15 protein-coding genes are annotated in these 12,522 nt (G+C 68.4%); 10 read left to right on the top strand and 5 right to left on the bottom strand.

Annotated elements, in window-relative coordinates; all coding sequences use genetic code 11:
* Nucleotides 1-128: 128 nt before the first annotated feature.
* Nucleotides 129-353 (top strand): hypothetical protein, encoded by a 225-nt coding sequence (locus NDI76_RS13325; RefSeq protein WP_310924574.1) that lies wholly within the window; start codon nucleotides 129-131, stop codon nucleotides 351-353.
* A 137-nt stretch (nucleotides 354-490) separates the two neighbouring features.
* Here NDI76_RS13325 and NDI76_RS13320 read toward each other — a convergent pair whose 3' ends face one another.
* Nucleotides 491-1,099 (bottom strand): undecaprenyl diphosphate synthase family protein, encoded by a 609-nt coding sequence (locus tag NDI76_RS13320; protein WP_310924573.1) that lies wholly within the window; start codon nucleotides 1,097-1,099, stop codon nucleotides 491-493.
* Between the two features lie 143 nt (nucleotides 1,100-1,242).
* Here NDI76_RS13320 and NDI76_RS13315 point away from each other — a divergent pair, with 143 nt between their 5' ends.
* Together NDI76_RS13315 and NDI76_RS13310 are read left to right on the top strand one after the other, a co-directional pair.
* Nucleotides 1,243-2,571, top strand: a complete 1,329-nt coding sequence (locus NDI76_RS13315) for a DUF92 domain-containing protein (protein ID WP_310924572.1) — start codon at nucleotides 1,243-1,245, stop codon at nucleotides 2,569-2,571.
* A 1-nt stretch (nucleotide 2,572) separates the two neighbouring features.
* Nucleotides 2,573-2,992 (top strand): GNAT family N-acetyltransferase, encoded by a 420-nt coding sequence (locus tag NDI76_RS13310; protein WP_310924571.1) that lies wholly within the window; start codon nucleotides 2,573-2,575, stop codon nucleotides 2,990-2,992.
* A 24-nt stretch (nucleotides 2,993-3,016) separates the two neighbouring features.
* On the opposite strand, the gene dnaG is transcribed toward NDI76_RS13310, so the two are convergent.
* Entirely contained in the window at nucleotides 3,017-4,552 is a 1,536-nt protein-coding gene (gene dnaG, locus NDI76_RS13305) for a DNA primase DnaG (RefSeq protein WP_310924570.1), read from the bottom strand.
* Nucleotides 4,553-4,861: 309 nt separating this feature from the next.
* Here dnaG and NDI76_RS13300 point away from each other — a divergent pair, with 309 nt between their 5' ends.
* From NDI76_RS13300 to NDI76_RS22825, 5 genes are all read left to right on the top strand, one after another.
* Nucleotides 4,862-5,080: a DUF3311 domain-containing protein gene (locus NDI76_RS13300; RefSeq protein WP_310924569.1), complete on the top strand. Its 219-nt coding sequence runs from the start codon at nucleotides 4,862-4,864 to the stop codon at nucleotides 5,078-5,080.
* A gap of 1 nt (nucleotide 5,081) precedes the next feature.
* On the top strand, nucleotides 5,082-6,584 hold the full coding sequence (locus NDI76_RS13295; protein WP_310924568.1) for a sodium:solute symporter family protein: 1,503 nt from the start codon (nucleotides 5,082-5,084) through the stop codon (nucleotides 6,582-6,584).
* A 126-nt stretch (nucleotides 6,585-6,710) separates the two neighbouring features.
* A complete protein-coding gene (locus NDI76_RS13290) occupies nucleotides 6,711-7,535 on the top strand; it encodes a YqcI/YcgG family protein (protein ID WP_310924567.1) in 825 nt (274 codons plus the stop codon).
* Entirely contained in the window at nucleotides 7,528-8,088 is a 561-nt protein-coding gene (locus NDI76_RS13285; protein ID WP_310924566.1) for a cysteine hydrolase family protein, read from the top strand. The genes NDI76_RS13290 and NDI76_RS13285 overlap by 8 nt, the downstream gene beginning before the upstream one ends.
* 83 nt (nucleotides 8,089-8,171) lie before the next feature.
* On the top strand, nucleotides 8,172-8,543 hold the full coding sequence (locus tag NDI76_RS22825) for a DUF7994 family protein (RefSeq protein WP_484494589.1): 372 nt from the start codon (nucleotides 8,172-8,174) through the stop codon (nucleotides 8,541-8,543).
* 31 nt (nucleotides 8,544-8,574) lie between these two features.
* On the opposite strand, the gene NDI76_RS13275 is transcribed toward NDI76_RS22825, so the two are convergent.
* Entirely contained in the window at nucleotides 8,575-9,582 is a 1,008-nt protein-coding gene (locus tag NDI76_RS13275; protein ID WP_310924563.1) for a DUF7972 family membrane protein, read from the bottom strand.
* Nucleotides 9,575-9,772, bottom strand: coding sequence for a DUF4177 domain-containing protein (locus tag NDI76_RS13270; RefSeq protein WP_310924562.1), 198 nt, complete (start codon nucleotides 9,770-9,772; stop codon nucleotides 9,575-9,577). The genes NDI76_RS13275 and NDI76_RS13270 overlap by 8 nt, the downstream gene beginning before the upstream one ends.
* A gap of 120 nt (nucleotides 9,773-9,892) precedes the next feature.
* Here NDI76_RS13270 and NDI76_RS13265 point away from each other — a divergent pair, with 120 nt between their 5' ends.
* Together NDI76_RS13265 and NDI76_RS13260 are read left to right on the top strand one after the other, a co-directional pair.
* Entirely contained in the window at nucleotides 9,893-10,282 is a 390-nt protein-coding gene (locus NDI76_RS13265) for a hypothetical protein (RefSeq protein WP_310924561.1), read from the top strand.
* 93 nt (nucleotides 10,283-10,375) lie between these two features.
* Nucleotides 10,376-11,308: an HFX_2341 family transcriptional regulator gene (locus NDI76_RS13260; RefSeq protein WP_310924560.1), complete on the top strand. Its 933-nt coding sequence runs from the start codon at nucleotides 10,376-10,378 to the stop codon at nucleotides 11,306-11,308.
* Here NDI76_RS13260 and NDI76_RS13255 read toward each other — a convergent pair.
* Nucleotides 11,305-12,360, bottom strand: coding sequence for a hypothetical protein (locus NDI76_RS13255; protein ID WP_310924559.1), 1,056 nt, complete (start codon nucleotides 12,358-12,360; stop codon nucleotides 11,305-11,307). The two genes, NDI76_RS13260 and NDI76_RS13255, sit on opposite strands and share 4 nt — an antisense overlap.
* Nucleotides 12,361-12,522 lie beyond the last annotated feature (162 nt).

Below are 12,522 nucleotides of genomic sequence, written 5' to 3'. Positions count from 1 at the left end.
CGGTCTCTAGGAGGCTCTCCGACCGAGTCGCCCGCGAGTAGCGTCTACGAGTCTTCCCTCTGCGCCCCCTCGTTCGGGTCCGCCTGCCGGACGATACAAACGGCTGGCCGCGCTACGGCGAGGTATCGATGAGAATACGTTTCGGAGCGTTCGCAGCGGGTATCGCCTTGGTCCTCCTCGTCGCCGTCGGCGACGCGAGCGCTCTCACGACGCTCGGTTCGCCGGTCCCCCTCCAACCTCTCGGAGTACTCGACCGGCTGACGGAACTCGTCCGGGGTCTCGACCGGTTCCTCGAAGCGGTCCTCGACCTCGTGCGGACCCTCAGTAGCCTGTTCGGCGAAGGCGGAGACTGACCGCTCGGCTCCGTCGGGAGGGAACCCGCTCGTGACGGTGTTCGGCCTATCGGCCAAATTTCCGCCGCTCACTTCGTTCGCGACGACGTTCGGCCTACCGGCCGAACCGCCGTCGGAGCAATCTGACGAGATTTGGCCTACCGGCCAAATCGCCGCTGTCGGTTCTGATAGTCCAAGACGGCCCGCAGATAGTCGCGTTTTCTGAAGTCCCGCCAGTTCACGTCGGTGAAGTACAGTTCTGAGTAGACGGACTGCCAGATCATGAAATCCGAGAGGCGTTCGGCGCCCGTCTTGATGAGCAGGTCGGGTTCGTCCGGGAACACGAGTCGCTCCTCGACGTGGTCGGCGCCGACGTCCTCCGGCGAGATGTCGCCGGCCTCGACGTCCTCGGCGATGTCGCGCACCGCGTCGGCGAACTCGCGCTTGCCGCCGAGGCCGATGCTCACCTGCACGGGTTCCTCGGCGCGTTCCCTGTCGCCCGGACCGCGGACGGCGACCGGGCGGGGGGACTCCACCTCGCGGAGTTCGCGTTCCAGCGTCTCGACGACGGCCTCGTCGAGGACGCTCACCGAGACGGTGACGCGTTCGGCGCCGAAGTCGAACGCCCATTCGAGGAACTGTGACAGCGTCTCGTAGGCCCCCTGTTCGAGCAGGTCGCGTTCGGTGATGACGACGGCGACGTGCGACGGGGGGTCGGCGTCGTGCCGCCGGAGTCGGTAGGCGAGGTAACCGTCGTACAGTCCCACGACAACCGATGCGTTCTCCCGTCGCTAAATCCCACCGGTTCGGGCGTTCCGCCTCGGAGCGCCGCCGGCAGGTCGTCGCACGCCCTCGCGGCCGGATGGGCCATGTCGGGAGGGTTAAGTGCGCGTCGGAGATACCCGACTATGTGCAATCGACGCTCCGGCGGGCGGGCGGCTTCGCCGCTGTGGGGACGCTAGCGCTCGCCGCACCGGTGCTGGAGGCGGCGGCGTTCGCCCCGTTCGCGGCCGTCGCCCTCCTCGCGGCGTTCGTCGTGGACGACGGCCCCCTGTTCGAGGTGTTCGCCCGGCCGGGCGACCACCAAGACGGTCGCCTGAACGGCCTCGCGGGGTTCGCGCTCGCCGCCGCCGGCCTCGCCATCCTCGTCGCGGCGATGGACATGCCCGTCGCGCTGTTCGTCGCCACCGTCTTGGTCATCTCCTACGGCAACCTCGGCAAGCAGGCGGTCGCGGCCGTCTCCGACGACCCCTTCCTCGGCACCTCCGGGTTCGTCGTCGGGGGCTTTCTCGGCGGACTCGCCGGGCAGTTCGGCGGCCGCCTCGTCCGGGAGAGCGCTCCGCCGCTCGTCTCGCTGTGGCCGTCGCTTCCGCTGTTCGTCTTCCTCGCCTCGGCGGCGGCGATAGTCGCCGCGCTCTTCCGCGAGATGCTGTTCGAACGCGACGACCCGCTGGTGATGCTGTCGACGGGGCTCCTGCTGTGGCTGTTCGACGCGCTCGCGGGGCCGGTCGGCGCCGTCGAAATCGTCGGCGCCCTCGCTCTCACCATCGCGCTCGGGTACGTCTCCTACGCGCTCGAAGCCGCCTCCGTCGCCGGGATGCTCTCGGGCGTCCTGTTCAGCCTGCTCGTCATCGTCTTCGGCGGCTTCGGCTGGTTCGCCGTCCTGATGGCCTTCTTCGCCATCGGCGCGCTGTCGACGAAGTTCCGCTACGAGGAGAAGCGCGACCGGGGGGTCGCCGAGGAGAACGACGGCGCCCGCGGCACCGGTAACGTCCTCGGTAACGCCGCCGTCGCCCTCGTCGCAGTCGTCGGGTTCGCCGCCAGCGCGCGGGTTCCGGTCGACGGGACGCTCTTCCAGTTCGCCTTCGCGGGGTCGATGGCCGCCGCGTTGAGCGACACCCTCTCCTCGGAGGTCGGCGGCCTCTACGATAACACCCGGCTCATCACGACGCTCGAACGGGTCGACCCCGGCACCGACGGCGGCGTGACGTGGCAAGGGGAACTGTCTGGGCTCCTCGGCGCGACCATCGTCGCCGTCGTCGCGGCGCTCCTCCTCTCGGCCGTCACCGCGCCCGTCGGCGGCACGATAGTTCTCCTCGGCGGCCTCGCGGGGATGACCGCCGACAGCGTCCTCGGCGCCACCGTCGAGGGGGCGCGAATCGGCAACGAGGCGGTCAACTTCACGGCGACGCTCGTCGGCGCCGTCGTCAGCACGGGCGTCGCTTTCCTCGTTCTCTGACGTGCGTCCGCCCGTCCGCCGCGCCCGTCCCGACGACCGTCCGACGCTCTCGCGCCTCCAGTCGCACCTCGCGGAGCCGTCGCCCGAACTGCTCGCGGCCGCCGACGTCGTCGGCACCGTTCTCGTCTCCGTCGACGCCGACGACCGGCCGACGGGCTACCTCCTCGCCGTCGAGGACAGGGAGGCCTGCCACGTCGCCGAACTGGTCGTCGCCCCCGACCGCCGGCGCGAGGGTCGCGCCCGCGACCTGCTGACCGCGGCGGTCGAGGCGCGCCCCGCCGGGTCCGTCGTCACGGTTACCGTCGCTGCCGGGAACGACGCGGCGCGGTCGCTCTACGAGTCGGTCGGCTTCGAGGAGGCGGGCCGCTCCCCGGACTACTTCGAATCTGGTGACGCGGTGGCGTACGAACTGACGGTCTGAGCCGCGAGCGTCGACGGGTCCCGTCTACTCGCCGCCGTCGAGCAACTGCTCGGCGGTGAGGACGCGGACGCTCACCGGTTTCTTCACGAACTCGCCGGTCGCGGCCGCGACGGCGTGTTCGACGCCGCGTTGGGCCGACACGTCGGCGAGGCGTTGGTCGAACACGCCGTCGAGGACGACCGTGTGCGGCGTCGTCGACGCGTCGCGGATGGCGTCGAACGCGTCCGCGGCGTCGTGTTCGTCGACGGTCGCGAGGTCCTCGTCGAGAAAGCGAACGGTCCCCGACCCCGCCTCGACGACTTCCCGAACGTGCTCGCGGAGCGACTGCGGGCGGGAATCCGACTCGGCGGCGTCCGCGGACGTCGCCTCGGACGCCGTCTCCTCGGCCGTCCCGTTCGTTGCAGCGTCGCTCTCTGCGGCCGTCACGGCCGTTTCAGCTTCGGATTCGACGTCGGCATCGGCGTCGCTCTCGGACGCCTCGGCGACCACGCTGGTCGCGCCGTTGGCGGACGCGGCGTCCCGAGACGTCGGTTGCGCGTCCGAGGCGGACGGAGCGTCCGCCGACGTCGATTCGCCGGGCGTTTCCTCGTCGAGTCGTTCGACGGTGACGCCCGCCTGCCCGTCGGCGGACGCGTCCTCGGACCCCGTCTCGGAGGTCGGAGCCGCAGACTCAGTCGTCTGCGACTCCCGAGGAGGGTCCGCGGCGTCCCCCTCGGAAACCGGACCGTCGGTCGCCGCCTCCCGGACGTCGCCCTCGGCGGGCAGCATCTCGAAGGCGACCTTGTTGCGGAGGGCCGACATCACTTCGTGGCGCTGGAGGTCCTCGACGGACTGCCCGTCGGGGGCGAACGCCACGTAGTCCACGTCGCCCACCTGCGAGAGTTCGCGCAGGATGAGTTCGCCGCCCCGGTCGCCGTCCAGGAAGGCCGTGACCGTGCGGTCGTATGTCAACTCCGCGACGGCCTCGGGGACGTTCGTCCCCTCGACGCCGACGGCGTTCTTCACGCCGTACCGGAGGAGCGTCAGCACGTCCGCCCGCCCCTCGACGACGACGATGGCGTCGGAGTCGAGGACGCGCGGCCCCGCGGGGAGGCCCTCGAACTCGGTGATGTCCTCGACGCGGACGCTCTCTTTGACTTCGTCGAGAATCTCCGTGGAGGTCATGACGCTGTCGTCGAACGATGTGGAGAGCAGTTCTTTCGCCCGGTCGACGACTTCGCGGCGCTTGGCCTCGCGCACGTCCTCGATGTCGGTGACGCGAACGTCGGACTGACACGGCCCCACGCGGGTGATGGTTTCGAGCGAGGCGGCGAGGATGGCCGTCTTCACCTTGTCCAGACTGCTGGCGATGGTGACCGACCCGAACGACTGCCCGTTCTCGCTCTCTATCTGTACGTCTATGCGGCCGACTTTCGACGATTGTTGGAGGTCGCGGAGATCCAACTCCTCCCCGAGCAGACCTTCCGTCTGCCCGAAGATGGCGCCGACAACGTCGGAGCGTTCGACGACGCCGTCCGTGGTAATCGCGGCGTGAATGAGGTATTTTGCTGTATCGTCCATGATGAGACACCCCTCCTGGGTGCTGAGATGATGACGGTGATGGTGTCACGACCGACTCGGTGACGGCCTTATATAAGGGTCGCTACGGGCAAATAACTATCGTACCGGTCGTCCGGTTCGACGTTCGTCGTCGTCACCGGCGTCCTCGCCGCCGCGACGACGACGCTCGCGACTCCCCCTCGGCGTTCGGTTCGACCCTCGATTCTCCCCCGCCGCCGCTCCGCAGCTATGAAGGAAATTTCTCTTCGGAGCCGGGAAACGAATCGGAAACAACAATACTTACGTAAGATGACTGACTATCTTACACCGATGACGCGACCGAAGACGGATTATCTGTGGGTCGGCGTGTTCGCCGTCTTGGTGACCTTCGCCGTCCCGTGGTTCCTGTGGCGCGACGCGACGACGTGGGTCGGACTGCCCGTGTGGCTGTGGTGGCACGTCGGGTGGATGGCGCTCGCCTCCGGCGCGTTCTACCTGTTCACGCGCGGCGCGTGGGACCGCGGCATGGACGTCGGGAGGGAGGCGTAAGATGGTCGCCTCCGACCTCCTCGTCCAGATGGGCGTCGTCGGCGCCTACCTCGTCGTCTCGCTTCTCGTCGGCTTCGTCGCCTACCGCCTGACGAGTCGGGACGCCGAGGACTACTACCTCGCCAGTCGGTCGCTGGGCACCGTCGTCCTCCTGTTCACGACGTTCGCGACGCTGCTGTCGGCGTTCACGTTCTTCGGCGGCCCCAACGTCGCCTACTCGGCCGGCCCCGAGTGGATTCTCGTGATGGGTCTGATGGACGGCATCCTCTTCGCCCTCCTGTGGTACGTCGTCGGCTACCGCCAGTGGCTCATCGGGCGCGCACGGGGGTACGTCACGCTCGGCGAGATGCTCGGGGACCGCTTCGGGTCGAAACGTCTCCGCGCCCTCGTCGCCGTCTTCAGCCTCTTCTGGCTGTTCCCCTACGTGATGCTCCAACAGATGGGCGCCGGCGAGGCCATCGTCGGCCTCACCGAGGGTGCCGTGCCCTACTGGGCGGGCGCGGCCCTCATCACCCTGTTCATGATACTGTACGTCGGCCTCGCGGGCCTCCGCGGCGTCGCGTGGACCGACACGATACAGGGGTTGTTCATGCTCTCTATCGTCTGGGTGGCCGTCGCGTGGGTCGTCTCCGCGGCCGGCGGCCTCTCGACCATCTCCGCGGGCATGGCCGAGAACACCCCCGAAGCGCTCGCCCTCGGCGGCGGCCTCTACACGCCCCAGTACGTCATCTCGACGGCGGTCACCATCGCCTTCGGCGTCGTGATGTTCCCGCAGATAAACCAGCGATTCTTCATGGCGAAGGACGCGCGCGTGCTGAAGCGGTCGTTCGCGCTCTGGCCCGTCCTCGTCGTCCTCCTGTTCGTCCCCGCGTTCCTCCTCGGGGCGTGGGCGGCCGGACTGGGCGTCGAGGTGGCCGAGGGGTCGAACGTCATCCCCGCTCTCTTGAACGAGTACACGCCCGTCTGGTTCGCCGCTCTCGTCGTCGCCGGCGCGATGGCCGCGATGATGTCCTCCTCGGACTCGATGCTGCTGTCGGGGTCGTCGTACCTCACCCGCGACCTGTACCGACCGTTCGTCAACCCGGCGGCGTCCGACGAACGCGAGGGGTGGGTCGCCCGCGTCGGCGTCGCGGCGTTCGCCGTCCTCACGTTCGTCGCCAGTCTGTTCCGACCGGGGACGCTCGTCGAGGTTGGCGACACCGCCTTCGGCGGATTCGCGCAGTTGGCGCTGCCGGTGATGGTGGCGCTGTACTGGCCCCGGACGACGAAGCGCGGGATGTACGCCGGCATCGTCGGAGCGCAGGTGTTCTACCTCCTGCACGTCTTCCTCCCGCCCGTGACCGTCGGCGGCGCGACGCTGTTCGCCCCGACCTACCTCGGGTGGGACTTCGCGCTCTGGGGGATGGCGCTCTCCTTCGCTCTCACCGTCAGCGTCTCGCTCCTGACGCCCGCGACGGCCGAGGAGGACGCCGGGACGTTCGCTGTCGGCAGCCGCGCCGACTGAACATCCAATCTTCCGAAACCCGCACCGACCGCCGCTCACAATTTCCGTTCGGTCGGCGCGCGCACCGTCGCGTACCGATTCTCTCACTTCCGAAGCGCTCATGTTCGTCCGGACGAACCCTCGACCATGAACGAACCGGGCGTACAAGCACTCGTCGACCAGGAGACGATGGCCGCCCGCGTCGAGGCGGGGGAGCTACCCGACTGGGCCGTCCGGCACTTCGAGACGTTCACCGACGCCCTCCTCGGCGACCACGAGGGAACGCCCTTCCCCTGCTACTTCGGCGCGAACTCCGTCCGCGACGGCGAACCGCTGTACACCGCCGTCCCCTCGCTGACGGAGAAAGAGGCGCTCCTCGCCTTCCGCGACGCCCTGCTGGAGTATCTGGACGTCTACCGCGACCTGCCGGGGCAGACGTCGTTCGTGACGTTCTTCCGCCCGCCGGACCGGGAGTTCTCGGAGGGCGACTACCACGAGGCGCTGTGGCATCTGCTGCAGTTCCTCCACGTCCACGACCCCGAACCGTGGCCCGCGGACATCCCAACCGACCCCGACGACCCCGAGTGGGAGTTCTGCTTCGGCGGCGAACCGATGTTCCCCACCTGCCGCGCGCCGTTCTACGAGGAGCGACGGAGCCGGTACTGTCCGGTCGGCCTCGAAATCACGTTCCAGCCCCGGTCGCTGTTCGACGGTATCACGGCCGACACCGAGGCCGGACGGCAGGCACGCGAGACCATCCAGTCCCGCATGGAGGAGTACGACGGCGTCTGCCCGCACGCCGACCTCGGCGACTGGGGCGTCGACGGCGACCGGGAGTGGCCGCAGTACCTCTTCCGCGAGGACGCCGCCGAGTCGCCGGACGACTGTCCCATCGTCGTCACCAGAGAGCACCCGAAGGCCGCGCCGCCGAACCTGACTCCCGCGCCGAACGCCGGGGCCGCCGATGACTGAGGCCGACGCTCCCCCCGTCCTCCTCCTCGTCGACCTCCAGACGGGTCTCGACGACCCGGTGCACGGCGAGCGCAGCACCCCGGACGCCGAGGCGAACGCCGCCCGCCTGCTCTCGGCGTGGCGCGAGAACGGCCTCCCCCTCGTCCACGTCCGGCACGGTTCGACCGAACCGGACTCCCCGCTCCGCCCGGAGCGGCCGGGATTCGCGTGGAAACCGGAGACCGAACCGCGGGAGGGGGAACCGGTGTTCACGAAGGAGGTCAACTCGGCGTTCGTCGGCACCGAGTTGGAGTCGTGGCTGCGTGAGGGGGGTCACGAGTCGGTGGTCGTCGTCGGCCTCACCACCGACCACTGCGTCTCCACTACCACGAGAATGGCGGAGAACCTGGGGTTCGACGCCACCGTCGTCTCCGACGCCACCGCGGCGCACGAACGCGAGGGACCGGACGGTGAACGCTACGGCGCCGAAGAGATGCACCGGACCGCGCTTGCGCACCTCTACCGGGAGTTCGCGGACGTGCGGACGACCGACGAAGTGCTGTCGGGGTTGTAACCGGCGCCGATATCGCGGCGTTTCCGCGAGGTCGGTGCGTTTAGGTTCCTCTCAACCGACCGACCGGTACGAAGCGCCGTCGCCTGTTCCTCCTCCCCGCGCTCCTCTTTCTCCCCGGGTCGCTCCTGTTCGTCGCCGTCGCGCCGCCGCACACGCTTCTGGTCGCCCTCGTCGTCGGCTGTCTGTTCGTCGCGGGGTGCGGCTTCGCCGTCGCCGGACTCGTCCCGTCGCTGTCGCTCGGCGGTCGGGCGCTCCCGTGGTATGTCTTCGCGGGCGTCGCGGACGTCGCGCTCGCCGCCTCGATGCTCGTGAACGCGGCGCGGATGGCCGCCGGGGGGACCGGGGAGGACCTGTTTTTGGCGGTCGCCACCGGTCTCGCGGGGCTTCCGCTGCTGTTCATCGGCGCGGACTACCTCCGCGGCGGGACGCATCTCGACGTGAGCGTCTTCGAGTGACCGAGACCGTCGAAGGCGAGACCGAGTCGCTCTAACTCAGGATGAGCGACCCGACCGTGAGCGTCTGCTTCGCCAGCGTCGCCAACCGGAGCACGTAGGCGATGAACACCAAGAACGGCAGCACCGATATCGTGAACCCGACGCTGACGACCCAGAGAATCGTCTCCAGTCCCAGTATCGTCCCGGTGAACGTGTTCGGGTCGACGAAGACGACGATGGCGCCGGCGACGACCAAGGCCGGAACGGAGGCGTACAGAATCGCCCGCGAGAGCTTCACCAGCGCCCACTGGAGGTACAGCACCTTCACGTACTCCCGGATGGGACCGTACATCGTGACCGCCTCCAGCACATCTCTGAGCGCGCTCCGCTCGTCGTCGCCTATCTCTCCCTCGTACTGCTCGCCGAGACGCCGCGCGTCGTACATCTTGCGGGCGTAGTTGAAATCGAGAGCGGGCGAGACGACGTTGAACGTCCCGAAATCCGAGTCTTCGAGTTCGGACATCGCCGTGTCGGCGTTCTCTTCGAGGTCCTCGACGTACGTCTCGACCTTCCCGCGGAGTTCGTCGCTGTCGTTGCCGGCGACGGCGTCGCGGAGCGCACGCGCCCGGCCCACGCACACCTCGATGACCTCCGCCAAGAGCACCGCCGGGTCCGACGGCGTCGTCTTCCCGAGCAGGTCGTCCGTGTTCTGGTAGAAGTCCATCGTCACGTCCATCCGGTTGCGCTGGGTGCCGAGCGACCCGATCTCTTGGGAGAGCACGAGTTGGTTGATCGAGACGACGAGCGTCGTGCTGGTGATTATCGCACCGACGAGTCCCGAGAACAGCGTCTCGACCATGTCGCTCCGTTCCATCGTCACCCGCAGCGACACCGGTTTGAGGACCCCCGACCCCACGAACGCGACGAAGACGACGAGGGCCAACGCGCCGACGATGACCCGGCGGTCCACGCCGAGGAGCACCCAGAACAGATACTCGTTCACGCCGGTCCGCTCGCGGAGCGTGTTCTCCGTCGAGAGGTCGTCGCCGTCGTCACTCATCGCGGACCGGGCGCTTGAACACGATGAACTTCGTCCCGCCCTTGTCGTACTCGATGGTGCCCGTGAACTCCCAGCCCTCCGACCCGAGTTCGTTGAGTCGCGCGGTCGGGTTGACGGACTCCCGTTTGGTCAGTCCCTTCGGCGGTTCGATGGCCCTGTACTCCCACTCGGACGGTTGGTCGGTCGCCATACCCGAAGTTCACCCACCGCGGTCAGTTAACCCCGTGGGCACCCGCCGCACTTCTCGCTCGCGCCGGTCCCGCGGCGTCCGGCGAGAACGCTTTTTCCCGTCGCCGACGAGGTGGTCCGTGTGACCCGCATCCGCCGCTCGCTCGTCGCGTTGCTCGTGGTGTCGACGCTCGCGTTCGGCGGGTGTCTCACCGTCGGTCCGACCGTCGAGGCGGACACGGGCGGGTCGGCCGTCTTCGACCGCGTCTCGGCCACCGAGTCGTGGTCCGGGACGGGCGTCCGGACGGCTATCACCCTGAAGTCGACCCCGGCCGTCGAGGACGTGACGACTATCTCCGTCGTCGACGAGTCCGGTCGGACGTTCCTCACGACGACCGTCCACCCGGGGCAGACGAGAGTCGTCGTCTCCCTCCCGGCGCAGTCGAACGCGACGGTCGTCGCCAGCGACTCGGTCAACTCTTCGACCGTCGAGAAACTGAACGTGACGGTGGGCGGGAACGCGATTCCCTGACGACCCGACGACCCGACGACCCAACGCCTCGCCGTTTCGTCCCCCGAGACGCCATCTGGTGTCTTTTATAGCCGCGAGGGCGACCTTCCACTCATGCAGACGCACATCGTCCCGGTCGGGTTCGACTACGACCGACTCATCGCGCCTCTGATACGCGACCAGTTGGACGTCGACCGCGTCATCCTCTTGGAGGGGGCGGTGGGGAGCGAGGCAAACGTGGAGTACTCCCAGAACCTCTCACAGAAGTTGGAGCAGGACTTCCGGAATCTCCTCGGCGCCGACACCGAACGCGTCGTCATCGACGACGTCTACGACTACGACACGGCCTTCGAGCAGGCGTACGATCTCATCAACACCGAACTCGATAGGGGAGAGGACGCCGAGGTGTGGGTGAACGTCTCGTCGATGCCGCGGCCCGTCTCCTTCGCGTTCGCCACCGCGGCCCACTCGGTGATGGTCGAGCGACAGGAGGACAGAGAGCGCATCCACACGTACTACACGGCCCCCGAGAAGTATCTGGAGACCGAACTCGCCGAAGAGGTCCGCGAGGCGCGGGACCTGCTCGGCGACCTGTTGGACGGCGAGGAGTTGGACGACGACCGGGTCCGCGAGCGGTTCGAGACGGCTTCGGACCTCTTAGAGGAGTTCGACGAACGCGGGACGACCATCGGCGCCAAGCGCATCGGCGAGGAGCACATCGTCGAGTTGCCCGTCGCCTCCTTCTCGAACGTCAAGCCCTTCGAGGAGATTATCCTGTTCGAGTTGGGCGAGTACGGCGAGTTCGAGTCCGTCTCCGAGTTGGCGGAGACGCTCGCTCGCGACATGAATGAGGAGTACACCGACTCCTTCCGCTCGAAGGTCATCTACAACGTCGACCGACTCGGTCCCGGCGGGAAGGGCTACATCGAACAGGAGGAGCACGGGAAGTCCTACCGTACACGCCTCTCGCGCATCGGCGAGTTGTGGGTCCGGTCGCACGCCGGCGCCGACGCCGACGAACTCTCCCGGACCGGCGGGGAGTTTTAATCCCAGTCGAGACCCGCCGGGTTCGTCGGGGCGTCGAGCGGACTCGTCGGGAGGCCGTCGGACAGCGTCGGGTCGTTGTACGCGCCCGGCGCCACGTCGTTCGGCCCCTCCGGATAGAACAGCGACGCGAGCAGTTGGATGTGGTCGCGCCCCACGTCGAGTTCGAACTGGCCGCCGCCGTACAGCGAGATGCCGCGCGATTCGGCGTACTCGATGGTCTCGAACAGCGACTCCACCGTCCCGAACCGCGAGGGTTTGACGTTCAGCCACGAGGGCTCGAAGGGGAGTTCCCGCACCGAGTCCACCCCGGTGACGGGCGCGTCCCACGAGACGCGCGCCTCCTCGCCGTCGAACAGGGGGCGCGTCGTCTCGGTGAGCGCCGGGTCCTCGACCACCGCGTCCGGAAAGCCCCGCAGTACTCGCTCGTACAGGTCGGGGTCGGGCGCCTGGTCCACGTCGGTGCCCTCGTAGTGGCCCTTCAGGTCGACGATGCGGACGGCGTCCGTCCCGGCGAGCGAGTCGACGAGTTCGTCGGTCCAGTCGGTCGTCGGGTCGAGTTTGAACTCCGCGCCGGGGTCGGCGCCGAGCAGTTCCTCCACCCGGTCGGTCGTCGGTGGGTCGCCCAGTCGGGTCGAGACGACGAACCGGAGCGGACTCGGCGTCCGCCCGACGGCCTCCCCGAGCGAGCGGTCGTTCTGTTTTAATGCGAGGTCCAGCGCCGCGGATTCGAGCGCCCACCGACGGTAGTGACGGGCCGCCTCTTGCGTCGGCCGCGCGCGCGGGAACAGGTCGACGTCGTCGAGGTACTCCGAGAAGGCGGCGAACGACGCATAGCGTCCCCGAAGGTCGAACGCCGGGGCGCTCTCCAACGCCTTGTGGTCCTCGGTGTCGTACGTGACGTCCTCGCCGCGGCCGGAGACGCCATCGCCACGCAGGTGAAACGTCGTCGTCGCGCGGCGGAACCCGCTCGACGTGTCGCGTCCGCGTCGCGTCCGCGCCGTGTCGACGATGCGCAGTGGCAGTCCGGAGACGGCCTCGTAGAGGTCGCTCATCGGTCCTCGTTCGCGTCCCCCCGCGCGCCGTCGGTGTCCCGTGCTTCTCGCCGTCGTCCTCGTCGCTGCCGCCCGGCAGAGAACTCCGCAGAGACGCCGTCGGCCGCTCTCCCGTAGTTCAAAAGAGACAATCTACCCTCGTAGAGGGAGGTTCATGTATTC

The sequence above is a fragment of the Halogeometricum sp. S1BR25-6 genome (assembly GCF_031624495.1).
In the GTDB taxonomy this organism is placed as follows: domain Archaea; phylum Halobacteriota; class Halobacteria; order Halobacteriales; family Haloferacaceae; genus Halogeometricum; species Halogeometricum salsisoli.
Note: the sequence above shows the minus strand (reverse complement) of the source record. Positions and strands in the feature narration are given on the sequence as shown.